The organism is Bacillus sp. OxB-1 (genome assembly GCF_000829195.1).
Taxonomy (GTDB): Bacteria; Bacillota; Bacilli; order Bacillales_A; family Planococcaceae; genus Sporosarcina.
In genome coordinates, this window is sequence record NZ_AP013294.1 from 194586 (window position 1) to 218755 (window position 24170).

Annotated in this window: 26 protein-coding genes and 1 pseudogene; 11 read left to right on the forward strand and 16 right to left on the reverse strand. The window is 48.9% G+C overall.

The window, feature by feature from the left end; genetic code table 11:
• Nucleotide 1 precedes the first annotated feature (1 nt).
• From OXB_RS01085 to OXB_RS01100, 4 genes are all read right to left on the reverse strand, one after another.
• Nucleotides 2-1261 (reverse strand): ABC transporter permease, encoded by a 1260-nt coding sequence (locus OXB_RS01085; protein ID WP_041071116.1) that lies wholly within the window; start codon nucleotides 1259-1261, stop codon nucleotides 2-4.
• A complete protein-coding gene (locus OXB_RS01090) occupies nucleotides 1254-2153 on the reverse strand; it encodes an ABC transporter ATP-binding protein (protein WP_041071119.1) in 900 nt (299 codons plus the stop codon). Before OXB_RS01090 ends, OXB_RS01085 begins: the two co-directional genes overlap by 8 nt.
• Before the next feature lie 66 nt (nucleotides 2154-2219).
• Nucleotides 2220-2531 carry a hypothetical protein gene (locus OXB_RS01095; protein ID WP_041071121.1) on the reverse strand — a complete coding sequence of 104 codons (312 nt, stop codon included), beginning with the start codon at nucleotides 2529-2531 and terminating at the stop codon, nucleotides 2220-2222.
• Nucleotides 2532-2533: 2 nt separating this feature from the next.
• Entirely contained in the window at nucleotides 2534-2731 is a 198-nt protein-coding gene (locus OXB_RS01100; protein WP_041076091.1) for a helix-turn-helix transcriptional regulator, read from the reverse strand.
• Between the two features lie 311 nt (nucleotides 2732-3042).
• Here OXB_RS01100 and OXB_RS01105 point away from each other — a divergent pair, with 311 nt between their 5' ends.
• Both OXB_RS01105 and mgsA read left to right on the forward strand, forming a co-directional pair.
• A complete protein-coding gene (locus tag OXB_RS01105) occupies nucleotides 3043-3228 on the forward strand; it encodes a YhzD family protein (protein WP_041071123.1) in 186 nt (61 codons plus the stop codon).
• A 64-nt stretch (nucleotides 3229-3292) separates the two neighbouring features.
• Nucleotides 3293-3727: a methylglyoxal synthase gene (gene mgsA / locus OXB_RS01110; RefSeq protein ID WP_041071125.1), complete on the forward strand. Its 435-nt coding sequence runs from the start codon at nucleotides 3293-3295 to the stop codon at nucleotides 3725-3727.
• An 11-nt stretch (nucleotides 3728-3738) separates the two neighbouring features.
• On the opposite strand, the gene OXB_RS01115 is transcribed toward mgsA, so the two are convergent.
• The 5 genes from OXB_RS01115 to OXB_RS01135 all read right to left on the reverse strand — a co-directional run bounded on the left by OXB_RS01115 (nucleotide 3739) and on the right by OXB_RS01135 (nucleotide 8956).
• On the reverse strand, nucleotides 3739-4575 hold the full coding sequence (locus OXB_RS01115; RefSeq protein ID WP_041071128.1) for an STAS domain-containing protein: 837 nt from the start codon (nucleotides 4573-4575) through the stop codon (nucleotides 3739-3741).
• A 138-nt stretch (nucleotides 4576-4713) separates the two neighbouring features.
• On the reverse strand, nucleotides 4714-5496 hold the full coding sequence (locus tag OXB_RS01120) for an enoyl-CoA hydratase (RefSeq protein WP_041071131.1): 783 nt from the start codon (nucleotides 5494-5496) through the stop codon (nucleotides 4714-4716).
• A 340-nt stretch (nucleotides 5497-5836) separates the two neighbouring features.
• Entirely contained in the window at nucleotides 5837-7354 is a 1518-nt protein-coding gene (locus tag OXB_RS01125) for a coproporphyrinogen III oxidase (protein ID WP_041071134.1), read from the reverse strand.
• Between the two features lie 88 nt (nucleotides 7355-7442).
• Complete coding sequence (locus OXB_RS01130; protein WP_041071137.1) at nucleotides 7443-7793, reverse strand: YlbF family regulator; 351 nt, start codon at nucleotides 7791-7793, stop codon at nucleotides 7443-7445.
• Between the two features lie 20 nt (nucleotides 7794-7813).
• Nucleotides 7814-8956: a DUF445 domain-containing protein gene (locus tag OXB_RS01135; protein ID WP_041071140.1), complete on the reverse strand. Its 1143-nt coding sequence runs from the start codon at nucleotides 8954-8956 to the stop codon at nucleotides 7814-7816.
• A gap of 256 nt (nucleotides 8957-9212) precedes the next feature.
• Between OXB_RS01135 and OXB_RS01140 the strand changes: the two genes are divergently transcribed.
• Nucleotides 9213-10022, forward strand: coding sequence for a helical backbone metal receptor (locus OXB_RS01140; RefSeq protein ID WP_041071143.1), 810 nt, complete (start codon nucleotides 9213-9215; stop codon nucleotides 10020-10022).
• A gap of 30 nt (nucleotides 10023-10052) precedes the next feature.
• On the opposite strand, the gene OXB_RS01145 is transcribed toward OXB_RS01140, so the two are convergent.
• The 3 genes from OXB_RS01145 to OXB_RS01160 form a co-directional block, all read right to left on the reverse strand.
• On the reverse strand, nucleotides 10053-10466 hold the full coding sequence (locus OXB_RS01145; RefSeq protein ID WP_041071146.1) for a pyridoxamine 5'-phosphate oxidase family protein: 414 nt from the start codon (nucleotides 10464-10466) through the stop codon (nucleotides 10053-10055).
• Between the two features lie 110 nt (nucleotides 10467-10576).
• Nucleotides 10577-12766 carry a malate synthase G gene (locus OXB_RS01150; protein WP_041071149.1) on the reverse strand — a complete coding sequence of 730 codons (2190 nt, stop codon included), beginning with the start codon at nucleotides 12764-12766 and terminating at the stop codon, nucleotides 10577-10579.
• Between the two features lie 507 nt (nucleotides 12767-13273).
• Nucleotides 13274-13663, reverse strand: a complete 390-nt coding sequence (locus OXB_RS01160; protein ID WP_041071155.1) for a ferritin-like domain-containing protein — start codon at nucleotides 13661-13663, stop codon at nucleotides 13274-13276.
• A 75-nt stretch (nucleotides 13664-13738) separates the two neighbouring features.
• On the opposite strand from OXB_RS01160, the gene OXB_RS01165 reads away from it, so the two are divergent.
• The 4 genes from OXB_RS01165 (at nucleotide 13739) to OXB_RS01175 (ending at nucleotide 16862) form a co-directional block, all read left to right on the forward strand.
• On the forward strand, nucleotides 13739-13942 hold the full coding sequence (locus OXB_RS01165) for a YheE family protein (protein ID WP_041071159.1): 204 nt from the start codon (nucleotides 13739-13741) through the stop codon (nucleotides 13940-13942).
• Nucleotides 13943-13996: 54 nt separating this feature from the next.
• Entirely contained in the window at nucleotides 13997-14149 is a 153-nt protein-coding gene (locus OXB_RS18785) for a hypothetical protein (RefSeq protein WP_158333623.1), read from the forward strand.
• Nucleotides 14150-14556: 407 nt separating this feature from the next.
• Entirely contained in the window at nucleotides 14557-15897 is a 1341-nt protein-coding gene (locus tag OXB_RS01170) for a hemolysin family protein (RefSeq protein WP_173425982.1), read from the forward strand.
• A 62-nt stretch (nucleotides 15898-15959) separates the two neighbouring features.
• Nucleotides 15960-16862 (forward strand): cation diffusion facilitator family transporter, encoded by a 903-nt coding sequence (locus OXB_RS01175; protein WP_041071162.1) that lies wholly within the window; start codon nucleotides 15960-15962, stop codon nucleotides 16860-16862.
• Nucleotides 16863-17067: 205 nt separating this feature from the next.
• On the opposite strand, the gene OXB_RS01180 is transcribed toward OXB_RS01175, so the two are convergent.
• The gene (locus tag OXB_RS01180) at nucleotides 17068-18612 is read right to left on the reverse strand and encodes a carbon-nitrogen hydrolase family protein (protein WP_041071165.1); all 1545 of its coding nucleotides are present in this window, start codon (nucleotides 18610-18612) and stop codon (nucleotides 17068-17070) included.
• Nucleotides 18613-18737: 125 nt separating this feature from the next.
• Between OXB_RS01180 and OXB_RS01185 the strand changes: the two genes are divergently transcribed.
• Genes OXB_RS01185 through OXB_RS01195 form a run of 3 tightly spaced genes read left to right on the forward strand, consistent with a single transcriptional unit; the run spans nucleotide 18738 to nucleotide 20499 of the window.
• Nucleotides 18738-19163 (forward strand): disulfide oxidoreductase, encoded by a 426-nt coding sequence (locus OXB_RS01185; protein ID WP_041071168.1) that lies wholly within the window; start codon nucleotides 18738-18740, stop codon nucleotides 19161-19163.
• Between the two features lies 1 nt (nucleotide 19164).
• Complete coding sequence (locus OXB_RS01190; protein WP_041071171.1) at nucleotides 19165-19638, forward strand: thioredoxin family protein; 474 nt, start codon at nucleotides 19165-19167, stop codon at nucleotides 19636-19638.
• 12 nt (nucleotides 19639-19650) lie between these two features.
• Complete coding sequence (locus tag OXB_RS01195; RefSeq protein ID WP_041071174.1) at nucleotides 19651-20499, forward strand: RluA family pseudouridine synthase; 849 nt, start codon at nucleotides 19651-19653, stop codon at nucleotides 20497-20499.
• A 103-nt stretch (nucleotides 20500-20602) separates the two neighbouring features.
• On the opposite strand, the pseudogene OXB_RS19370 reads toward OXB_RS01195, so the two are convergent.
• Nucleotides 20603-21130 (reverse strand): annotated as a pseudogene (locus OXB_RS19370) (methyl-accepting chemotaxis protein); the annotation flags it as partial.
• Between the two features lie 609 nt (nucleotides 21131-21739).
• Here OXB_RS19370 and OXB_RS01205 point away from each other — a divergent pair.
• A complete protein-coding gene (locus tag OXB_RS01205) occupies nucleotides 21740-23041 on the forward strand; it encodes an NCS2 family permease (protein ID WP_041071180.1) in 1302 nt (433 codons plus the stop codon).
• A gap of 51 nt (nucleotides 23042-23092) precedes the next feature.
• On the opposite strand, the gene OXB_RS01210 is transcribed toward OXB_RS01205, so the two are convergent.
• Nucleotides 23093-23392: a hypothetical protein gene (locus tag OXB_RS01210; protein WP_041071183.1), complete on the reverse strand. Its 300-nt coding sequence runs from the start codon at nucleotides 23390-23392 to the stop codon at nucleotides 23093-23095.
• Between the two features lie 300 nt (nucleotides 23393-23692).
• Nucleotides 23693-24166, reverse strand: a complete 474-nt coding sequence (gene trmL, locus OXB_RS01215; protein ID WP_041071186.1) for a tRNA (uridine(34)/cytosine(34)/5-carboxymethylaminomethyluridine(34)-2'-O)-methyltransferase TrmL — start codon at nucleotides 24164-24166, stop codon at nucleotides 23693-23695.
• Nucleotides 24167-24170 lie beyond the last annotated feature (4 nt).

The following is a 24170-nucleotide window of genomic DNA, read 5'->3' on the forward strand; positions in this document are numbered from 1 at the left end:
CTTATTCTTTCCCCAGTTGAATCGCTTTTTTGATATCCTTCAAGGAACGGGATGGGCCGTACATGAGGACGCCGCCCCGATAGACGCGAGCCCCGAACCAACCTAAGAAGAAAATCGTGATGAGCATGATGGCAATCGACAGGAGGGGCTCCCATAATGGCAGCTCCAGCATGCCGACCCGCAAAAACATGACGAGCGGCGCGAAGAACGGGAAGAAGGAGGCATATTTCAAATAGCCCATTTCCGGATTCCCCAAGCCGGTCGCCGCAATGACAAACGCGACGACAATGAGCATCGTCATCGGCGTGATGACTTGCTGGACATCTTCCGTCCGACTGACCAAAGACCCGAGGAGGGCGGCCAGCGTAGCATACAGGAAATAACCCAGCAGGAAGAAGACGATAGCATAGACAAGGGTGCCCGTATGGATCGACGATAGGCTGAAGAATTCGGATATCCCTCCCGGTTCGCCCGTTGAGGATGTTTTCATCGCAATGAAACCGGCAACTCCGTAGAAAACGATTTGCAGCAGCCCGAGTGATCCGATGCCGAGCACTTTGGCAAACATATGCTTGACAGGGGAGACACTGGAAATGAGAATCTCCATGACACGCGATGACTTCTCCGTTGCCACCTCGGTCGCAATCATGCTGGAATACAGGATGACAGCGAAGTAGATGACGAACATCAGGACGTAGACGAGGACGCGCGCTTGGTCAATCTCTTCCTCCGATTTGGCGGAAGGGGAGATATTCTGCTGCTCAAACTCGATCGGGGCAAACAGTAATTGCACTTGTTCGCCTGTCAGCGACAGCTCTTCCGCCTTCATTTCGGTCTGGATGGACTGCAAGGCATCTTGGATCGTCCGCGGCAAACTGAAGTCAAGCGCACTCATCGTCGTATATTTCGCTTGGATAGTGTGGGAGCCATCCACGTCAAGCGTCAAAAACGATTCGATTTCTCCATCTTTCACTTGTGCAAGGAGTTCCTCTTCTGTCGCAGCGGATTGCTCCACTGCGAGTCCGGACATGTTCTCGCTCAGTTGCTCATTCAATGGGTCAACAAGCATGCCGCTCGTATCGATCACTTGAAGGGCTTCTTGCGATTCATCCCCGGTCACGTCTTGTACGGTATCGATGATTTTGGACAAGTTCGCGACTAGGAAGATGGCGGCGATCATGACGGCTGTCGTGATGATGAACGATTTCGTCTTCGCCTTCGTCACAAATGCCTGCTTGAAGATGATCCAGAATTCACGCATGCTCTTTCCCCACCTTTTCAATGAAAATATCCTGCAGCGACGGTTCCTCGATGGCAAAATGACGGACCGGACCGGACTGGAGTGCAGTTGACAACAGCTTCTCCGCGACCGCCTCCGTTTCCACCTGGTAGACAGCCCCTTCAATCGATTTATGGACTGACGTGACGCCCGGGACGGCATCCAATGCAGATAAATCATGATCCGATTTGATGCGCACATTTTGTTTACCGAAGGAACGTTTCACATCACGCAGCGTGCCGCTGACGATTTGATTGCCACGATGGATGATGCTCAATTGTTCGCAAAGCTCCTCGACATGGTCCATCCGGTGGCTCGAAAACAAGATGGTCGCGCCTTGATTGCGGAAGTCGAGGATGGCATTTTTCAACATTTCCACATTCACGGGGTCAAGACCTGAAAACGGTTCGTCGAGTATCAATAATTTCGGTTGATGGATGAGCGAAGCGATTACCTGGATTTTCTGTTGGTTCCCTTTCGATAACTCTTCCACTCTTTTTTTCGTGTAATGGCTGATTTCCATCCGCTCCAGCCATTTGTGCATCTCCGTTTTGGCAGCAGCTTTGGACATGCCGCGCAATTGCGCCAAAAACAACAACTGATCTTCCACTTTCATCTTCGGATACAAGCCGCGCTCCTCTGGCAAATAACCGATTTCCGCGCTTGTTGCATAGCTGATCCGGCCATTATTCCATGTAATCCGGCCTTCATTCGGGTTCAATAAACCGAGGATCATCCGGAATGTCGTCGTCTTCCCAGCACCGTTCGCCCCAAGGAATCCATACATGGTGCCCTGTTCCACTGTCAAGGACAAGTCACGTACCGCAGTGAAATCCCCGAATCGCTTCGTCACATTTTGGAGTTGTAAAGCCATTGTGTCGCCCCTTTTCATAACTGTCTAGTAGTCTATACGGATTCAGGAGGTTGAAGTTTCATTCCATTAATTCCTACTGCTCGCAATCGCGGCCCCGATTGCATAGGACAACATATGGGCAACCCATATCCCGGTCATCAGGAAAAATGCCAACCGCGGGCCTTCTACAACAATGATAATTCCCCAAACAATAAGGATGGTCGCCGTCGTCACGCGCCATGAAAAGGAGCGTGCCTGCTCATGGATCCGCGTATATCTCTCATCAAAACGCCTTTCCTTTTTCCCTTTCCGCCAACTAATAAAAAGGATAATGGAAGCTATCAAAATCCCCAGCGGCAAACCTACCAGAAATGACCCCAAATCAAAACTTTCATGCATACTTACTCCTCCTCGGGAATGAAAATATCTTCTATGGAACACTCAAATAATTTGGCAATCTTGAAAGCGAGCAGCAACGAAGGATTATATCTCCCTTTCTCCAAGGAAATGACCGTCTGTCTCGACACATCCACTTTTTCGGCAAGCTCATCTTGCGTCCACCCTCTCTCCACCCGCTTCTCTTTAATTAAATTATCCAGTTTGATCATCCCCCTCCAAAAGTAAAGGTCGCTTCACGTAAAGGATACTTTACTTTTGAAAGGAATGTCAAGTCTCCTTTACTATTTTTCCTGGAAAATTTGAGGGTAAATGGGGTTGGAATGTTGGAGGATTAGCATGGATGGGAAACCGTCACGGCAAATTCCCAAACTGTCATGGCAATCGGCCATACTGTAAGGGCCCGGCTGGAAACTGCCTAAATAAATGAATTTTCTCTCACCTTTCATGAATCGCTATTCACTTTCCAGTTTTAATAGTATAATGAAAGCACATACTAAAAGGGGTGAGTTTTGTGAGAACTTATAAACTGACGGCATACGAACAAACGGGGAAACTGATTACGGAGGAATCTTTTACAGCGGCGACCGATGACGAAGCGAAAGAAAAGGGACGTGCCCTGCTGGAGGAGAAAAATCTGGAAGAGGCAACACATCGCTTAGCATCCCCGGCCGGCAAATTATTATTGTTCCATTCCTGAAACGAACGACCACCGGATTTCAGACAGCTCTTGGTACGCAATTATTATTCCGGAGGGATGACAAGTGGAGATCGCGTTAATCGCCCATGATCAAAAGAAAGATGAGATGGTCAATTTCGTCATTGCTTATCAACATATTTTTTCACAACATACATTGTATGCAACCGGGACGACAGGAAAGCGGATCCTCGATGAAACAGGCCTGCCGATCCACCGACTTCGTTCAGGCCCGCTCGGCGGCGATCAGCAAATCGGCGCCCTGGTGGCAACGGGAGAACTGGATCTGATCCTCTTTTTCCGCGATCCGCTGACGGCCCAGCCGCATGAGCCGGATGTGAGTGCGCTGCTGCGTCTATGCGATGTATACGGCATCCCGCTTGCGACCAATTTGGCCACTGCCGAACTATTAATACGAGCTGTGGAAGAAGGCTATTTTGCCTGGCGGGACATGGTCGATAAATACAAAACAAAAGAACCCACTTCGTCCGAGACGGAGTGAGTTCTTTTCATTTAAACAATTCTTGCCGAATCATATGAACTGTTCAAGTATTGGTTGAGCGCCTGCTGCAAAGTGCCAAATGTTTTTGTTTGCCCGTCGACTGTCACGCCAAGTCCGACGATCCTCCGGACAAGATCGCCTCGTAAGCCGGTGAGGACCGGGCGGCATCCCATGAGAGAAATTCCCGAAATGATCCGCATCAAACGGTCGACGACATCATCTTCCATATCCACAATCCCCGATAAATCGATGATCAATGTTTGGATATGGAGCCGGTTGATTTCCGTCAACACTTTCTCTTCGAGGATTACGGTCCGGAATGAGTCGACCGTCCCGATCAAAGGAAGAATGCAGATGCTCGGTGTAATCGGAATGATCGGAACGGACAATGTCTCCACAAGCTTCCGCTGCGCTAAGAGCAGTTCCTCTTTATACATCGAATAATTGATGAAAAACGAATTCAAAAACTGATCGATGCCATTATTGATTTGTTTTTCAGACACAAAAAAATTACACATCTCGTTAGACTCCGAATACCGTTCGATAAAGCACCAGAGTGTCCTTCGAATCGCCTGCACCCACTCCAGCTTAAAGGCCAACGGAATCGAATGGGTAGCCCAAGCAATCCCCTCTTGCTTGGCAAACAATTGAAGCTCCTCATCTTGTCCATCAATCACATACAAGACAAGCAGATGGGCATTATTGATCAGATCGATATTCCCTACTTCCAATATATGCTTGATACGATCCCGGACATTGCTCGCTTCATCTTGCAGCACATTCTCGAATTCTTGTTTATGTTCCTGAAGAAATGACTTGAAATTTGAATCGATACAAGCAGTTCCCATCGAAATCCCCCTTTTACAAATTAGCCCCTCAACTTTATTACCCCTTCCTACAGTTCTTAAAACCTATAGAATAGGATGAAGTTCCTTTATAAAAATAGTCTTTCCGATAGAATACGGGGAATTCCGTCAATTTGCCAATCATTTGCCCTTTGAAAAATTTGGTTGCCGCTTTTCAAGGAAGGCACGAATCCCCTCCTGATGCTCCTCCGTCTGCCGCATTTCCATCTGCTTCTCATTTTCCATCTCTAGGACTCGTTGGAGCTCATCGACCTTTTGCGAATGAAGAATATTCTTTGATGCGATCATGGCCCGGATTGGCATCGCCAGGAATTGATGGGCAGCTTTATCGGCCGCTTCTCTCGCTTGACCTGTAGGCACGACTTCATCGACCAATCCTTTTGCCAAGGCATTTTGTGCATCCAGCAATTCCCCTGACCAGATCAGATGCTTCGCCTTGGTGACACCGAGCCGTTCCTTCAAGAAGAAATGCCCCGCTCCGTCCGGCACCAATCCAATCCCGATGAAATTCATCGCCAGTTTACAGGATTCATCCGCTATGATCCGATCACAGCCCAGCACCAGGCTAAAACCTAACCCGGCCGCTGCTCCAGTAACCGCGGCAATTGTAATCTGAGGCAACGTATAGAGGGCCTTCGCCAAACGGGATAAATCATTCATGACATCCCCCATGTCAATGCCTTCGGAATCCAGCATCACCCGGATATCCCCGCCCGCCGAGAACGCTCGCCCAGCTCCGGAAATCACGACCACTTGGACCGTCATATCCTTTTTCAACGACTCCAATGCCTCCGCCAATTCCTTCATCATCACCTGATCCATCGCGTTCATCTGATCCGGCCGATTCAATGTCAAATAAGCCAGCCTTCCGTTCTTCTCCAATCCGATTGTCTGGTACAAAATAAACCACCCCTTTTATGAATGAACAGTCATTCAATACTTTGTTCTATTACTATTTCGCTACCGCGCGGTAAAACCCTTTATTCAAATATAAGGAGCCCTGCTGCAAGCCGGAAAATACTACAATAAAAGGGGGTTGTCCAGAAAGTGGATTTTCCGGTTAAACACGCAAAAAGCAAGGGCTCTGGTCGCTTTCCGCGGGCCAGCCGACGAGCCTCCTCCGGCTTACAGCCGTGCGGGGTCTCGTCGGCCGGCTTTCCCGCAGGAGTCTCCCGGCGCCCTTGCTTTTTGCTGGTATCCAACTCTGTGCCTGGACTTTTCGGACAGCCCCTGCTTCAATTCACTACCTTATAGAACCCGTTTTCGCTCCGTCAGGAAAGACCGCATCCAAGAAGTTCAACTTCTTCTCAATGGCATCCTCGAAAGCCAGACTGTATGCCGCCGGATCTTTCGGGTTATAGAATTGGGCGATTTTCCCGGTCTCCCGATCGATGAACTTGCTGGAAGCTCCGCAGCCGATGCCGATGATCGTCTGGACCTCTTCCATGATGATGATATTGTACAGGCTCTCTTCGCCCGGCTTCGAGTACCCGACATTCTCCAAGTTGCCTAAGATGTTTTTCTGGCGGTACAGATAATACGGGACATAGCCGTTTCCGGCGGTCCATTGCTCACCCATGCGCATCATTTCTTCCACCGTTCCCCGGTCCGCCACTTTGTATTTCTCCTTGTTGCGTGTCATTTCGGAAGCCCGCTTGAAGGACAGCGTATGGATCGTCAACGATTCCGGCTGCATCTTCTCCGTCTCATCCAGCGAATGGCGGAATTCCTCCATCCCTTCATTCGGCAAGCCGATGATCAGATCCATATTGATATTCTTCATACCCATGTTGCGGGACAGCCAAAACTTGTCAATCGTCTCTTGAACGGTATGATGACGTCCGATCGCCTTCAATGTCTCATCCGTATAGGACTGCGGATTGACGCTAATCCGGTCGATTCCCCACTTTTTGAGCACCTCAATCTTCTCGGGCGTGATCGTATCGGGGCGACCCGCTTCGACGGTGATCTCCCGGACTTTATCCATATTCGGGAATGAATCGTACATCGTCTCATACAGGGCATCCATCTCGTCGGCTTCGATGCTCGTCGGCGTCCCACCCCCGAAATAGATGGTCGTGATTTCCATGTCGTGTGCCGTCAGCCATTTCCCCATCTCCCGGATCTCTTCGTGCAGCGCATCGAGGAAACTGTCGACCCGTCCGTTTTTCCTACGGATCGCATAGGCGGGAAACGTGCAATACGCGCATTTCGTCGGGCAGAACGGAATGCCGATATAGATGCTCACACCGTTTTTCAACTCATATAAATCGGGAATGGCTCTTAATTGCACGTCGGCGATGATGGCGAGAAGTTCGCTCTTTTCCTGTGAGATCCGGTGCCGATCCTGTAACATCCGCTGGGCTTCTTCGGACGACATCCCCTGCCTGCGGTATTTATGATAAAGCTTCGTCGGGCGGATTCCGGTCAGGATGCCCCAAGCTTGCTGCATGCCCGTCGCCTGTTCCAAAACTTCCAAGAAAAGATGGGAATAAATCCGTTTAAGTTGCCGCGTTTTCGTCTTCTCATCCCCCGCCTCCGCCTTCTCGGAGAAAGTGGATGAATGCTTTGCGCCTTTCCAAGATAGACTTGCCGTTCCGGAATAAACCCCATCTTGCTGATCTAAAAAGAAATCCACCAAGACTGCATCGTCGCCCTCTTCCGTCACGACGGAGGATTGTTCAAAAAAAAGATTGGCCAAATGAGTGAACATCCGGACCCAATCTTGTGGAAATGTCTCGGTTAACATAATTTTCTGCATGGTGTCGTACCAACTTTCTATGATGATTCCCATGATTGTTCATTGTATCAAAATTGCAGTTCGAAAAAAACCGGCCGAAGCCGGTTTTTTAGCTGATCGATTCATATAAACTCTGCACAGGCTTCATCAGGACACGATTCACTTCTTCGATAAGCCCGCTCAACTTCATCTCCGCTTCGAGCATCGCCATGATTTTTGGATTCTGTTGCGCCAGTTGAGCTGTTTTTTGCGCGTATTCCAATTCTTCCGGGGCGATTTCTTCCCCTTGCATCTGTTTCTCCTGGAGGGTCATCTGGATTTTCCGGAAACTTTTAAACAGTTCCAATGCCGTCCCGTCCGCCTTTACTTCTTCGATCGCTTCCTGAACCGCTTGGAACTCCGCTGTTTGACGAAACGTCGCTTCCAATCTGTTCAAATCATCATAAATATTCACTGCCATATTCTCATTTCCCCTCTATGTTAGGTTGTAAAAAAGACGATCAATCCTTGGACGATTCCGATCACGCCGCCGAGCAATGCACCAAGTACGGTAATCATTTTAAATTCCCGACGTGAAATGCCGAGGACCAAATCTTCCAATACTGCGACTGGAAATGTATCAACTTGTTCCTTGACGATTTCATCCAGCTTCAATTTGCGAAGCGAGATTTCCAATTGAGCCTCCGCCTGCCGGAAAGCGAAATTGGCAAGTTGCGGAGTGACGTGCTCAGCTGTCCAAGCTGCGCCATCCGCCCAATAATCATGGATGGTTTTATCCAACCGTGCTTCCAAATCCAGTTCCTTCTTAACATATGCTTGGATGGAGGCAAACAATCCATCCCAATCAAATCCGCCGATCAATTCCTCGACAGGGCGCTGTTGCAAACGGGTCCACTCGGTATCTATCAGATTATATAGCAAATCATACGTCCCCTGCGCCTCGACGAATTTCAACGCCTCCCGCTGAACTTTTCCGACAAGCTTGTTCGAATCGCCGAAGAACATATTCACCATGCTGCCAATCGTTCCTTTAGTCGCCAGAAAATCGTCAATTAATTGCTGGAAGACTAACTTGCCTTCCGGTGATTCAATAAATCGGCTGGCCCGATTCAAAATATACGTCGTCGCGGGAGCGATCTTTTGCTGCACTTGCTTTTGCCATTCGGAGGGCATCACGTCTTCCAGGGAACCCGTAGTCAATTTGGTCCGTACCGCCAGCAACTGCTCATCGACAACAGCGAGCAGCTTCTGTTCCGTCTTCCCGACCAGATTTTCCGCACCCGCCAACTCGAGCCAATTATGGATCGTCCGGTCGGAATGAAGGACGTGTTCCTCCACTTTCCGTTGGAGGAACTGCTCCGCTTTCCGTTCCATATCCGGAGTCAATAGTTTCTTCCGGAACGTATCCGGGGTCAATAAATAATTCGTCACCGTTTTTCCAAGCTGCTTTGCCAATTCATCCCGGCGCTTCGGGATAAGTCCAGGAGTGAACGGCAGGCGCCATTGGCCGATATACTTCGCCTCATGCGGCCGGAATAACATTTTAATGGCCAAGTGATTTGTAAAACCACCAATCAGCGCACCGATCAAAGCCATGAATAGGATTGTCCATATAAAATTCATTCGCGTCACCTTTTTCCATTCATATCGTTCCAATTATAGCAGAACCGGCCGTGACAGAAAAAGATTAGGGGTTGGCGACGGTCGGGCCTCATTCATCGGTCCGAGGAAACTGCATACAACCTGTCCCACCGCCTTTGCCGCGACAAATAATGCCGCTACGCTAATCATCCCCGAACAGTACAGTGTGGAAACAGTTTCCAAAAACAAGGGGGAGTGATACGATCGATGGACTAAGAGTTGTAAAGGAGGAACAAAATTGGAGAGGGAATTTATCGATCATCTTAATCGAAAAGTGACATTGAACGATTTGCCGCAACGGATCATCTCTTTATGCCCTGCGATCACCGAGACGTTATTCGCCCTTCGAGCAGGCGACCGCATCGTCGGCAGGACGAGGTATTGCATATTCCCGGAAGATCGGGTGAAACAAGTGCCGATCGTTGGCGGGACGAAAGAAATGGACCTAGATAAAATCCGTGCCCTGAAACCTGATTTGATCGTCATGGAAAAAGAGGAGAACACGGCCGAGATGGTGGCCGCTTTGGAGAAAGACTTTCCGGTTTACGTAGCGGAAGTCCAGTCCATCCCAGATGCCTACCGGCTGATCCAGTCCCTCGGGGGATTGACGGGTCGGGATGCCGAAGCTGCCCAGCTCATTGAAGAAATCCGCACCTCCTTTCAAACATTGCCTAAAAGAACCGGGCAACGGGTCGCCTATGTCATTTGGAAAAATCCTTATATGACGGTTGGCAAAGACACATATATCGAATCCGTCCTAAAACAGCTCGGCTTCTCCGTCCCTTTCACCGAAATGGAAGGCAGATATCCCGCCGTGACGGAAGCAGATTTCCAACAGGCGAACTTGGATTTCATCTTTTTGGCTTCCGAACCATTTCCGTTCCGGGAAAAGCATCTGGCAGAATTCCAAAAGATCTGCCCCGAAACGAAAGTGATCTGTGTCGAAGGGGAGATGTTCTGGTATGGGGCACGGATGAAAATTGCCGCGGATTACTTTGAAAATCTAATGATTACATTATTGGAGGAATCAAAAAACGAGAAATCCTGAATGACTCGGGATTTCTCGTCTCTTTGCAAATCAAATCTGTACGTCCTGCGGCGGTTCACCTTTTTTATTCATCACCCGGATCGCCTCCGGAGTGATTTTCAAAATAACAAGGTTCGGATCGTTCGGCCCTTCAAACCACACCTCCATATACTCGTTCCACACTTTGTCAATCATATTTTCCCCTTGTGAAATTTCCACCGTGCCCTGAATTTCCAGAAAAGCATCGCCAAATCCGTCCCCTTCATAGCCAATCAAAATATGAGTATGCGGGTTCTGTTCCAGCTCATCCACTTTTTCCGTCTTCTTCGATGTGACCGTGTATAAAGTGAATCCATCGTTAAAAAATGTCATATAGCGGCTATGTGGCTTGTTCTGTTGCACGGTCGCCATTGTCCCGATATGACTTTCATCCAGGATTTTGCGTGCCGTCTCTTTTGCATCCATGTAAGTTTCCTCCTTTTTATTCCTCGTTCCTTAGTCTTCCTTTCCCTTCCTATCGATAAACATTTTCCGGCGCAAAAAACTCCCGCACAGATTGAACGGGAGTTTCCAAATTATTGTCCTGCCGTCACAGCGGCTTTCCGTTTCGCTTTCGCTTCCAAACGGCGCTGATGCAAAATCGGCTCCGTGTAACCGTTCGGCTGTTCGATCCCTTTGAACACCAGATCGCATGCCGCAGCGAATGCTACGGAGTCATCGTAATCCGGAGCCATCGGTTGATAGATTGCGTCATCCGCATTCTGTTTATCCACGACAACCGCCATCCGTTTCATCGTCTCCATCACTTGCTCTTCCGACACGATGCCGTGATGCAGCCAGTTCGCGATATGCTGGCTGGAAATCCGCAGCGTCGCCCGGTCCTCCATCAAACCGATGTCATTGATGTCCGGAACTTTCGAACAGCCGACACCTTGATCAATCCAGCGGACTACATACCCGAGGATGCCTTGTGCATTATTATCCAACTCTTGCTGAATCTCTTCCGGTGACCAGTTCGTGTCCGGAGCGACCGGAATTTCCAAGATGGCGTCGCGATAATCGATTGTGCTGTCGATCCCCTGCTGAACCGCCTTCACGTCAATCTGATGATAATGAAGGGCGTGCAATGTCGCTGCTGTCGGAGATGGGACCCAAGCCGTGTTCGCTCCGGCTTTCGGATGGGCAATCTTCTGTTCGAGCATCGCCGCCATCATATCCGGCATCGCCCACATCCCTTTACCGATCTGTGCATGGCCCGGGAGACCCGAATCGATACCGACCGCTACGTTGGAAGCTTCATACGCTGTCAGCCAGTTCGTCGCTTTCATGTCGTTTTTACGGATCATGACGCCCGCTTCCATCGACGTATGGATTTCGTCACCCGTCCGATCAAGGAACCCGGTGTTGATGAAGGCGATCCGTTCTTTCACTTCATTGATACATGCCTTCAGATTGAGCGATGTCCGGCGCTCTTCATCCATCAAACCGATTTTCAACGTATGGCGTTCGAGTCCGAGGATATCTTCAATCCGGTCGAATAGCCGATTTGCAAATGCGGCCTCTTTCGGTCCATGCATCTTCGGTTTAACAATGTAAATGGAACCGTGGCGGGAGTTTTTGAACTGCACATCGCCTTTCAAATTATGCTTCGCAATCAATGACGTGAGGACGCCATCGAGAATCCCTTCCGGCACTTCATTGCCATCTTGGTCCAGAATGGCGTTATTCGTCATCAAATGGCCGACATTCCGGACGAACATGAGAGAACGGCCGGGCAATGTCAATTCTTCCCCGTTCGCGGATGTGTACGTACGATCCGGATTCATCCTACGGGTGATTGTCTTATTTCCACGGGCAAAGCTTACCTCCAAATCGCCTTTCATAAGGCCGAGCCAATTGCGGTAAACGCCGACTTTATCTTCCGCATCGACAGCTGCAATTGAATCTTCACAGTCCATAAGCGTCGAAAGGGCCGCTTCCAACAAGACATCTTTGACACCGGCTGCATCATCTTTTCCGATGGAATGATTCCGGTCAATCTGGATTTCCAAGTGCAGTCCATTATTTCCGAGAAGGACGGTGGAAGGCGTTTCCGGAGCCCCTTGATACCCGACGAACTTTTCCGGGTCCTGCAGGCCGACAGCTTTCCCATCTGACAGGGTTGCTGAAAGTTTTCCATCGGTGATTGCATATTGAGTGACCTCTGAATGTGACCCCCCTGCCAATGGAACGGACTCGTCTAGGAAGCGTTTCGCAAACCGGATGACCTTCGCGCCGCGGACCGGATTATACTCTACACCCGCTTCCGCCCCTTCCTCATCGCTGATGACATCGGTTCCATACAGTGCATCATACAAGCTTCCCCAGCGGGCATTTGCCGCATTCAACGCATAGCGTGCATTGTCGACAGGCACGACCAATTGAGCACCTGCTTGGATTGCAATTTCATCATCCACTTTTGACGTGGACACTTTGAAATCAGCCGGCTTCGGTTCCAAATAGCCGATTTCCTCTAGAAACGCTTTATATTTCGGTAGATCCGTAGATCCTTTGTTTTCTCTATGCCAAGCGCTGATCGCTTGTTGAAGGCGTACGCGTTCTTCCAACAATTGCTTGTTCTCTGGAGCAAATTCATGGATGAGTTGCCCGAAATCCGACCAAAACTTCTCTCCATCCTGTTCAATGCCCGGAAGCACTTCTTCATTCACAAAATCATACAGTTCCTTGGAAACTCGAAGCTTGCCTTTTTCTACATAATTTTGCATGGTATCCACCCCTTAACGTATTTACAACCACCCACACTGTTTTATAACAGTTTCATCTATTACACTATATACTATAATACATTTGAAAATCAACAGTATTATGAATTTTTTGTTCTTCACATTCCGCTGCAAATAGGATTCATGGAATATTTGAAAAGGAGGAGTGTTTATGTTAGACAACTTATGGATCAGAAACTTACCGTGCGGATAATTGGGGGTGTTTCGATGAAGAGGAACTTTCTTTTTTATTGGCGGATTTTCGTGCTTGTTAGTATGATTTTGCTGTTTGTAACGAAAGTGATAAGTCCAGACACTTTTATAGCGATGCTAGTCAGTATAATAGTCTTTGTCATCATCCCGGAGACTATAAAGGCAAAAAGGGATAGTGATGGCGAAGATACGCAATAACCGGGGCTAGGAAGGAAATGAAAAAAGAGAAGGAATCAAAGGCTTCCTCCCCCTCCTATTTTGCATAGTGCGGTGCTTATCCGGCATTTCCCCCTGCCTTCAGAGGGCATTGTAGATCGTGGAAAATCGGATGGCATGTTCCATTTCATCGTGCATGGCGATGAACACTGGATTATATGCCTGCTGAAAAGGGATGGTCAGAAGCATTTCCTTATACGTCTCGACCGCCTCCAGCTCATCGACGAGCGCCCGTTTTGCGCAGTCTTTTAATTCATAGCAAGGCAGCATTTTCTTAGGATTTTGAACAAAGGTCCCGGTCATCATATAATAGAGTTGCTGGAACATTTCGTAATGGCTTTTTTCATCTTCATACGCATGTTTGATGAAATCCTGCCAAAGCGGGTCATCCGTCTTGCCATGCATGGAACGGTAAAAATGATACGATCGATATTCGTCTTCAATGGCCTGTTTCAATTTATCGACAAACAATTCAGCACCCTCTCGCATCGTTTATCTTCAATTTATGCGTCCAGGCTGCGTCTTATGAAAAGGGGGATCCCAACCATGCTACAACACTTCAGCTTTCGGCCGATGTATGAAAATGCCCAACTGCCCGGCTGGACGATCGCGTTTTATTTCAAAAATAAACGGTACACCGCAGATTACCTGCCGGACGGGGCAATTCGGTGGACCGGCGACACGCCGCCTGAAGAAGAAAACGTCACGAAAATGGTCCATGAACTGATGACTTTTCATGTGTATGAGTGAAGCCGTGCGATTCGGGAAATACTATGCCTTCACGAGACAAAGAGGAGGCATTGTATGGAAAAGGAAAAATCACCGGAAAAATTGAATCAGGAAAAGAACCAGATGAAGATGCAGGAACAGAAGACCGAAAATATCTTCGAAGACAAGAGTCGCGTCCCGAATGAACAAAACGCTTGGAAAGAGACCCAGTACAAACGCGGGGAATAATTTGAAAGGCGTACCTTGGGGACAGGGTACGCTTTTTTTATTGGCAATTAAGGGGTGCTGTCAGGGCGCAGGCGGAAACTCTCATGGCAATTTCTCAAACCGTAAGGGCAATCCCGCCAACTGCCAGGACGCGGCGCCAAACTGTCATGGCCCGGATCAACTCTCAGGGCAAATTACCAAACTATAAGGGGAATCACTTCAACTGTCAGGATTCACGGCCAAACTGCCAGTACACACTTTCATGGCTCCCTTCACATAAATTGGATATTCAATAAATCGATGTAAGCGAAACCATTTGTTTTTTCCTTGTAAATAAATTATTATTATCTTAACTCACTATTTTACCATTACAGGAGGTGTACACTTTGTTCAACCCCTCATTCGGGTGCGGGACAAAGTAAGCTTATTTGGACATTGCCATACGATTGGCAGCATTTGCTGCCTTGATCGCCCTCACCGCATTTTTTGTTGCGAGTGAATTTGCAATCGTAAAAGTACGGACAACACGGATCGACCAGCTGATCGGAGAAGGAAATCGCAAAGCGGTCAATGCGAAGAAAGTGATCAGTAATTTGGATGAGTACCTATCCGCCTGTCAGCTAGGAATCACCATCACAGCGCTTGGTCTGGGGATGCTCGGTGAACCGACTGTCAAGCTGATTTTGGCTCCCCTGTTCACTTATCTTGATTTAACTCCAAATGTAACAACTATACTTTCTTTCGCGATTGCCTATATATTTGTGACGTTTCTTCATGTTGTCGTAGGGGAATTGGCGCCCAAAACGATTGCCATCCAAAAAGCGGAGGAAATTACGCTTTCCTTCTCCAAACCGCTCATTTTATTTTACCGCCTCATGTATCCCGTCATCAAAGGGATGAATGGTACCGCTCGTGCCATCATCAGGCTATTCGGTTTCAAATCAATCTCCGAATCGGAAGTGGCCCATACGGAGGAAGAACTCCGCATGATTTTGTCGGATAGTTTAAAAAGCGGGGAAATCAACCAAGCGGAATATAAATATGTAAATAAAATTTTTGAATTCGACGATCGGATCGCCAAGGAGATCATGGTGCCGCGTACTGAAATGATGACCATTGAGAAGGACTTGACGTTAAATGACGTCTTTGATGTAATAGGCGTTGAGCAATATACGCGCTATCCGGTCACAGATGGCGACAAGGATCACGTCATCGGGCTCGTCAATATGAAAAATCTGTTGACGGCGTATATTAAAGATCCGGCAACCGGCAACCAACCGGTCATCGAATATATGCAGCCGATCATCCGGGTTATCGAAACGATTCCGATCGGCGACCTGCTTCTCAAAATCCAACGCGAACGGATCCATATGGCCGTCCTGATGGATGAATATGGCGGAACGTCCGGGCTTGTCACCATAGAGGATATTCTGGAAGAGATCGTCGGCGAAATCCAAGACGAATTCGATACGGATGAAGTGCCGGAAGTTCAATTCATCGGCGATGGCCATTACATCCTGGATGCCAAAATGCTGATTGAAAATGTCAATGACGTCCTCGGCATCGACATTGATGAGGAGGATATCGACACGATCGGCGGCTGGTTCATGACACAGCGTTTCGAAGCGATCCAAGGGGAGAAGATCGTGGAGCAAGGATATGAGTTTACGGTCAAAGACGTGGAAGGTCACCATATCCTTTACTTGGAAGTGATGAAATATATCGAAGAGGAAACCGAAGTACTTCCAGATCTATCGGTGGAATCATGAAAAGAGGGCGACTCTCCATAACAGGGAGTCGCTCTTTCAATCGAAAGGCGGTACCTAAATAGATGGATCTATATTCGAACTTGCGGGAAGGCGAAAGAGGAGCTTGGCTCAGTATCTGGACATACTTGGTGTTGAGTGCGGTCAAACTGGTTGCGGGCTATATCGGTTCGTCGGAAGCCTTGAAAGCGGATGGCTTGAACAATACGACGGATATTATCGCCTCTATCGCTATTTTGATCGGCTTACGGATTTCGCAGAAGCCGCCGGATGAGAACCATCATTACGGCCACCTCCGGGCAGAGACGGTCGCCTCCTTGATTGCGGCGTTCATTATGGCGTTCATCGGGATCGAGGTGCTGATCAATGCAGGGAAATCCATGATCCATCCAATCGTTACTCCTCCTTCGTTGCTCACTGCTGGCATTGCCATCATCAGTGCGGCAGTCATGTTTTTGGTCTATCGCTTCAACTTGAAGTTATCGGAACGGATCGGCAGTGAAGCGATCCGGGCCGCCGCTTACGATAATCGTTCGGATGCCCTTGTCAGTGCGGGGACGGCGATCGGAATCGGCGGCGCCGTCATCGGTTTTCCGATCATCGATGCCATCACCGCGTTCATCATCGGGATTTTGATCATCTATACGGCTATCCAAATTTTCATTACGAACGTCTATGCCCTGACGGATGGATTCGATGAACAGGAAGTGGAAAACATATCCGGAGTCATCCGCAACGTCCGCGGGGTCATCGAACTGAAGGAATTCAAGGGTCGAATGCACGGCAACTTGATGTTTGTCGATTTGACAGTCACCGTGAATCCGATGTTGAACGTCATCGAAAGCCACCGGATTACGGAGGACATCGAGCGGACAATCCTGAAAGAAAAGCCATTCAGCGTCGTCATGGTCCATATCGAGCCGGAAGGGATCGAATTGCATCCCCCAACAGAAAAGCAGTCTCCGTGAGGAGGCTGCTTTTTTGTTGGGAATATAAAGTTTGATTTCGCCGCAGACATGGCTTCAGTCACGTGTCGCCATGACAGTCCGGCCGACTCCTGGCAGTTTCCGCATGAGCCATGACAGTTTCCTGGATTGCCATGACAGTTGGACCATTTGCCATGACAGTCCAGCCGCTCGTCGCTTCGCTTTTTAACAAGCTACTTCTTGACAGTTACTGTTTCTTATACTCAATATGGTACACATCATGACGGCGGTCTTTCAGTTGTTTCACTGTTCCATCCTGGCGTTGGCGGCGTAGGATTTCGAGGTCGACGTCGCCGATCAGCACCATCTCCAAGTTGGCGTTCGTCTCGCCGACGATGCCGTCCCGGGCGAATTCGAAGTCGGACGGGGCGAAGATGGCTGATTGGGCATACTGGATATCCATGTTCTCCGTTTGCGGCAAGTTTCCGACCGTTCCCGAGATGACGGTGTAGATTTGATTTTCCACCGCGCGTGCTTGGGCGCAATACCGGACGCGCAAATACCCTTGGCGGTCTTCCGTACAGAACGGGGTGAAGATGATATTCGCTCCCATGTCGGTCGCGATGCGTGCCAATTCGGGGAATTCGATATCGTAACAGATCTGGATGGCGATTTTGCCGCAGTCGGTATCAAACACACGGACCGAGTCTCCTGCGCTGATGCCCCACCATTTCCGCTCATTCGGCGTGATGTGGATTTTGTATTGCTTTTCAATCGAACCGTCTCTTCGGAATAAATACGCGATATTGTAGATTTCCTCGTCCTCTTCCTCCACGAAATGGGATCCGCCGATGATGTTCACATTGTAACGGACCGCGAGGCTGGTGAAGAGCTCGATATACTGCGGCGTAAATTCGGTCATTCTTCGCACTGCCTGACTCGGCGACGGTTCATCCAGGAAGGACATGAGCTGGGTTGTGAAAATTTCCGGGAAGACAACAAAATCCGAATTGGCATCGGATGCCACGTCCACGAAATATTCGCATTGGTGCGCCATTTCCTCAAACGAAGAAATCTTCCTCATCAAATATTGAACGACACAAATCCGCACCGGATAGCTTGTCTTGAAATGCCGCTTCGTCAATGGCTTGTAGTCGACGTTATTCCATTCCATCAGCGTTGCATACTTTTTGGACGCTTTATCGTCCGGTAAATAATTCGGATTCACCCGCATGAGCGTAAAATCATTCATCAGTTGGAACGTCAAAACCGGGTCATAGATTTTATGGCGGGAGACCGCATCGACATATTCACGCGGGGACATCTCATCCGCGTATTTGTGATAATTCGGTATCCGGCCACCGATAATGATCGACTTGAGATTCAACTGACGTGCCAGCTCTTTCCTCGCCTCATACAGCCGCTGCCCCACCTTCATCCGACGATAGGCCGGGTGGACCATCACCTCGATGCCGTACATATTATAGCCGTCCGGATTGTGGTTCGTAATATAACCTTCATCTGTCACGTCGTCCCATGTGTGGCGGTCATCATATTCGTCGAAGTTGATGATCAAGCTGGAGCATGAACCGATGATTTCGCCGTCGAGTTCCGCGACGAACTGTCCCTCCGGAAACATTGCCAAATGGCTTTTCAAATGGCCTTCTTCCCACGGATCCATCCCCGGGAAGCATTCCTCCTGCATCGCCAATATCTTCTCAATATCATCCGCTTCCATCTGGCGGATGACCATACTGATTTCAAATGATGATAAATCGAATTCCTCGCTCACTTGGATCACCTCTTTTATCTGTTCTCTCTTCATTATATAGCACGGAGGGAACGGTTTATAATATTTTACTTGTCTCCACGCACCCCCTATAATCGAAGTGTAACCTTTTGACTGGAGTGAAGCCTATGCAGAAACAGCTGGAAAATGGCCTTATTTTCATTTGTATTACCGCTTTGATTGCGATGTTCGGGTCGTTATATTTCTCTGAAGTGCGTGGGTATGAACCTTGTGAGCTGTGCTGGTACCAGCGCATTCTCATGTATCCGATCGTATTGATAGCCGGTATCGCACTCTATCAGAAAAATGCCCGGATTGCGTTGACGACCGCTGTTTTTGCGCTCATTGGCGGGTGTATTTCCCTGTATCATTACGGTATCCAGAAATTGACTTTCTTACAGGATAGCGCTCCGTCGTGTGGAAACGTACCTTGTACAGGCCAGTATATCAATTACTTCGGTTTTATCACCATTCCTTTTCTGGCACTTATCGCATTTCTACTTATTTTTATTACAAGCCTTTTCCTTATGAAATGGCAGAAGGAGTCTAATTGAATTGAAAAAACTACTCATCATCGGCGGCATTATCGTCGTCATCTTTGGTCTGATCGTCTTCCTTTCCAATCAAACAGATCAAGCGAAGCTGAAGGACAATCCATATGGTACGGAGGATTTGGAAAAATCGACGATCAACTTGATCGGCAATGAAAACTACAAAAACATCATCCTGCCGGAGGATCTTTTTGAAAAAGTCGATTCCGGCGAGCCGGTAACCGCTTATTTCTTCAGCCCGGATTGCCAATACTGCATGGAAATGACGCCGAGAATGATGCCGATTGCGGATGAGATGGGCGTTCACGTCTATCAATACAATATGCTGGAATTCTATGATCTTGCCAAAGAACGATACGGCATTGAGAACTGGCCGACGCTTGTCCATTTCCGTGATGGGAAAGAAGTCGGTCGGATGAGCGGCGCGCAGCCCGATGAGAATATCCGGATGTTCTTTGAAGAATTCGAAGGTAAGTAAGGAGCGAATGGAATGTCCGTTTTTCATTACACGACAAGCGAAGATGGTCTGACGGTGGAGCAGTTATTGAGGGAACGGTGGCAGGCCGGGAAAAAGACGGTCCATGAGTTGCGGATGGCGAAAGGCGTGAAGGATGTGGACGGGGAGCCGATCGATTGGCGTTCGCCGCTTCCGGCCGGGACACGGCTGACGATCGAGTTCTTCCATGCACCTTCCTCCTATGAGTCGGATGATGCAAAGCATTTGGACGTCCTCTATGAGGATGAGCATATTCTTATTGCCATGAAACCCGCCGGCATGGCGACCCACCCGGCGGAATCCCGAGAAAACGGCACGTTCATGAATCAAGTGATGGCGCACGTACGGAACCGGGGGGGCGATTATGCGGAACATATCCATCGGCTCGATAAAGGGACAGCCGGGGCCATCCTCGTCGCCAAGCATCCGATCGCGAAGGTTTTATTTGACCGGCTGTTGGAACAAGGCGAAATTACCCGTGTCTACTCTGCTGAAGTCGATGGCTACGTGAAGAGGCCGAGAGGATCGATCAATTATCCGATCGGCCGCGACCGCCACCATCCGTCCAAGCGACGGGTGTCCCCTTCCGGCCAGTCCGCCCTAACCCACTTCCGTGTGAAGCAGCGCACGGACGATTCCACTTTTGTCGAAGCGGAACTTGCGACAGGTCGGACCCATCAAATCCGTGTCCATATGGCCCATATCGGGCATCCTGTCAAAGGCGACACGTTATATGGCGGCAGTGAAACGGCCGATGGGAACTATCGATTGACAGCAACGAAACTTTCTTTTGACCATCCGATTACAGGAGAACAAACGACGGTGGAAGCAAGCGAAACGTGAGCAGGCAAAAGCGCAGGCGTGGAAGTATCGACGCTGGCTTGAATTTGACAAAAAAGCATGGAACTCCGCCCACTCGGAGTTCCATGCTTTTTTCGTTTCTCATTCAGCGGGTCAACTGGCGAATGCCGCTTTCCAGCCGTTCGTCCACTTCTTTGGCATCTTCGATATGCTGCACGATCAGATCATGCGCTTGCGCAAAGAGTTCATTGGCCCCGACCAATTCCTGTTTCACTTTTTCGGAGAGTTGCTTTTGCTGTTCAATCATTTCCTGGATGGATCCGATATCGCCCTGGCTTTCTTCGATCGTGCTGAGGATCGTTTCAATCTTAGAGGCGGTTTCCAAACTGACGGCGACCCCCTTTTCCACCAGTTCCGCACTTTTCCGGGTCGCTTCCAAAGCTTGTTCGATTTCATTGCGCAAGGAAGTCGTCAAGGTTTGGATGTTCGCCGTGCTGTCTGATGTACTCTCCGCAAGCTTTCTCACTTCTTGGGCGACGACCGCAAACCCTTTTCCGTACTCTCCGGCTCGGGCTGCCTCAATGGATGCGTTCAGCGCCAGCAAGTTCGTCTGGGCAGCGATGTCTTCAATCACTCCGACAATCGATTGGATTTCGACCGAGCGCTCGCTGAGGTTTTCCATATTCGTCTCGGATGCCTGGATCTGGTTCCCCAATTCTTTGATCACTTCCGCAGTCGCATGCACTTCTTTCGTCCCTTCCGTAGCCTCTGCGACCATTACATAGGATTTCTCCCGGAGAGAATTTCCCCAGTCATTCAATTCCTGTGACTTCTCTGAGGATTGCTCACTTAATTCCCCGACGTTCGCAAATTTCTCTTCTATTTGCTCAACGGCCTGCCCCAATACATTATGCTGGGCATTCACTTTCTCATGTTGTTCTACCGCGGCGGCCAATTCGTTTTTTATATCAGCGATGCGTCCTAGTTCTTCCGTTTCTCTTTCGGCATGAACCATTTTCAGACGTGCCAGTTCCTCTTTTAACCCTTCGTCTTGGACGGTATTCTTTCTGCTTCTAAACAAGTCCATTCCCCCTGTTGGCTTTTTTTTATCATACCATAATTACCTGGGTTTACCAGTGTCTATATGAAAAAATACCCTATCCTAAAGTCATATATGTATCCCACGTGAAATTCTGAAAAAGTAATGATTGCATTTCTCCTCAAAAACGAATATTATGTTAAATGTATTTAATATAGTTCGTGTTTAAAGGAGGACAACCCTTTGTTTCATTTAAATGAAGCGGGTACGAATGCCAAAACAGAAATTCTAGCAGGTATGACGACTTTTTTGACGATGGTCTATATCGTCATCGTCAACCCGATCATCTTGGCGGATGCCGGTGTGCCGTTCGACCAAGTATTTCTGGCGACCATCATTGCGACCGTAATCGGGACTTTATGGATGGCTTTATTCGCAAATTATCCGATCGCCATCGCACCGGGGATGGGCTTGAACGCTTATTTTACATCGGTAGTCATTGCATCGGATGGCCAGCTCGACTATCTGACTGCGTTCTCTGCTGTATTCATCGCGGGATTGCTGTTCGTCATCCTGTCCATGACTTCATTCCGTGAAAAATTGATCGAGTCCATTCCGGAAAATCTGAAACACGGCATCACTGCGGGGATTGGACTGTTCATCGCATTTTTAGGATTGCGCTTGTCCGGTCTCGTCGCTCCCCACGAGTCCAATTTAGTGAAACTCGGCGACCTGACGTCCCCTTCTGTGTTATTGACCCTATTCGGACTGCTCGTCACGATCGTTCTGATGACTCTGAATGTCTATGGCGCCATCTTCATCGGGATGGTCATGACGGGCATCGTCGCTTTCTTTACGAATCAACTTCATTTCGAAGGTGCGCCTTGGAAGCTGCCACACTTGCCGGAGGGCATCCTCGTCTGGAATCCGCTCCAGGCGGTCGGAGATGTCGTTTCACATGGTCTGTACGGCGTCGTCTTTGCATTTTTGATCGTCACCTTATTCGATACGACCGGCACGATGATCGGCGTCGCCAAACAAGCCGGCCTCATGAAAGGGAAATCGTTGCCGCGGGCGCGCCATGCGCTATTGGCTGATTCTGTCGCCGCTACAATCGGTTCCATGTTCGGGACGAGTCCGACATCCGCTTATGTCGAGTCTTCTTCGGGCGTAGCCGTCGGAGGTCGTACCGGGCTTACGACGGTGACCGTGGCCATCCTCTTTATCGGAGCCGCCTTTTTCAGCCCCGTCGTATCAGCCCTCTCCGGGGTCTCGGCTATCACCGCTCCCGCGCTCATCATCGTCGGCAGCTTGATGATTGGCGTAGTGAAGCAAATCGATTGGGATTCATTTGACGAATCGTTCCCGGCGTTCCTTGTCATCTTGACGATGCCGTTGACTTCCAGCATCGCTACGGGGATCGCTCTCGGGTTCATCACTTATCCTTTATTGAAAGTGGTGAAAGGGAAAGGCAAACAGGTTCCCATTCTACTCTATATTTTTGCTGCTCTCTTCACATACCAATTGCTCTTTTTGCCGCATTAAAAAACCGCCCTTCCGATCACCTTGTCGGAAGGGCAGTTCCTTTTATTCCAATCAGATCCGATAGCGGCTCGACATGAAAGCCGATACAAATAGCGCGCCCGCCGTTATCAAATGCAAAAGCCATCCAATGACAGGGATGACGCTGACAACGCTTGTGAAAAGCCCGAGAATCGAAGCGGCTTTCCCTTGTCCCTCTCGGATTGACAGTATGAGTGTGATCGCATGCAGGATGAACATGAGGAAAAGGGCATTATAGCCTGTCCCGATGACAAAGGCGCCACCGATGATTGGGATGGCTAAAAACGCCTCCGCTATGCCTGTGATCCATTTCATGCCGGTTGAATAATTCATAATGCTGTCCCTCCTCAATCCATTAGTTGTTATACGCTCCGCGGGATCAAAAGTTTCACTTTTCCCCTCTTTGTCACAAATTTACCGGCCCGCTATACCAATTCATCAAAAACTGGGGTATAATATACAAAGAACAACTGACTTAACGGGAGGTATATTCCATGACTCTTATTCTGATATTGGCCGTTTGCTTCGCATTCCTATCGGCTATTTTCACTGGTGGATACGAAGACAAACCGGGCAAAGTTAAAAAAGGATGATTGCTGAAAACGGGACAAGCCACTGGGCTGTCCCGTTTTTTTATACCAATTCCGGAAAGTTTTGTTGCCGCAGCGCTTCATAGATCAGGATGGACGCCGTATTCGACAAATTCAAAGAACGGATATTTCCGTTCATCGGAATGCGCAAACATTGCTCCAGACGGCTTTCGATAAGCTCATCCGGCAGTCCGGTCGTCTCTTTTCCGAAAACAAAGAAGAGATCCTTCGACCCATCCGAAAAATCGAAAGAGCTGTACGGCTTCGTCCCGAACTTTGTAATAAAGTAAAACTCCGCATCAGGGAAGGAAGAGAATAGCGCCTCAATCCCATCATGATACCGGATGTCGACAAACTCCCAATAATCGAGCCCTGCCCGTTTCAACATTTTATCATCCGTCGAAAATCCGAGCGGTTCAATCAAATGGAGTTTCGTCCCCGTCCCCGCGCAAGTCCGCGCAATATTCCCCGTATTCGCTGGAATGAGCGGTTCAAATAAAGCAACATGGATCGTCATCTCT

Excerpts from the sequence above, each read along its gene's own strand:
- OXB_RS01085 (WP_041071116.1), bottom strand. The coding sequence starts at position 1,261 with ATGCGTGAATTCTGGATCATCTTCAAGCAGGCATTTGTGACGAAGGCG.
- OXB_RS01090 (WP_041071119.1), bottom strand. The coding sequence starts at position 2,153 with ATGGCTTTACAACTCCAAAATGTGACGAAGCGATTCGGGGATTTCACT.
- OXB_RS01095 (WP_041071121.1), bottom strand. The coding sequence starts at position 2,531 with ATGCATGAAAGTTTTGATTTGGGGTCATTTCTGGTAGGTTTGCCGCTG.
- OXB_RS01115 (WP_041071128.1), bottom strand. The coding sequence starts at position 4,575 with ATGGGAACTGCTTGTATCGATTCAAATTTCAAGTCATTTCTTCAGGAA.
- OXB_RS01125 (WP_041071134.1), bottom strand. The coding sequence starts at position 7,354 with ATGCAGAAAATTATGTTAACCGAGACATTTCCACAAGATTGGGTCCGG.
- OXB_RS01130 (WP_041071137.1), bottom strand. The coding sequence starts at position 7,793 with ATGGCAGTGAATATTTATGATGATTTGAACAGATTGGAAGCGACGTTT.
- OXB_RS01135 (WP_041071140.1), bottom strand. The coding sequence starts at position 8,956 with ATGAATTTTATATGGACAATCCTATTCATGGCTTTGATCGGTGCGCTG.
- OXB_RS01145 (WP_041071146.1), bottom strand. The coding sequence starts at position 10,466 with ATGGATGCAAAAGAGACGGCACGCAAAATCCTGGATGAAAGTCATATC.
- OXB_RS01150 (WP_041071149.1), bottom strand. The coding sequence starts at position 12,766 with ATGCAAAATTATGTAGAAAAAGGCAAGCTTCGAGTTTCCAAGGAACTG.
- OXB_RS01165 (WP_041071159.1), top strand. The coding sequence starts at position 13,739 with ATGCTACAACACTTCAGCTTTCGGCCGATGTATGAAAATGCCCAACTG.
- OXB_RS18785 (WP_158333623.1), top strand. The coding sequence starts at position 13,997 with ATGGAAAAGGAAAAATCACCGGAAAAATTGAATCAGGAAAAGAACCAG.
- OXB_RS01175 (WP_041071162.1), top strand. The coding sequence starts at position 15,960 with ATGGATCTATATTCGAACTTGCGGGAAGGCGAAAGAGGAGCTTGGCTC.
- OXB_RS01185 (WP_041071168.1), top strand. The coding sequence starts at position 18,738 with ATGCAGAAACAGCTGGAAAATGGCCTTATTTTCATTTGTATTACCGCT.
- OXB_RS01195 (WP_041071174.1), top strand. The coding sequence starts at position 19,651 with ATGTCCGTTTTTCATTACACGACAAGCGAAGATGGTCTGACGGTGGAG.
- OXB_RS01210 (WP_041071183.1), bottom strand. The coding sequence starts at position 23,392 with ATGAATTATTCAACCGGCATGAAATGGATCACAGGCATAGCGGAGGCG.
- trmL (WP_041071186.1), bottom strand. The coding sequence starts at position 24,166 with ATGACGATCCATGTTGCTTTATTTGAACCGCTCATTCCAGCGAATACG.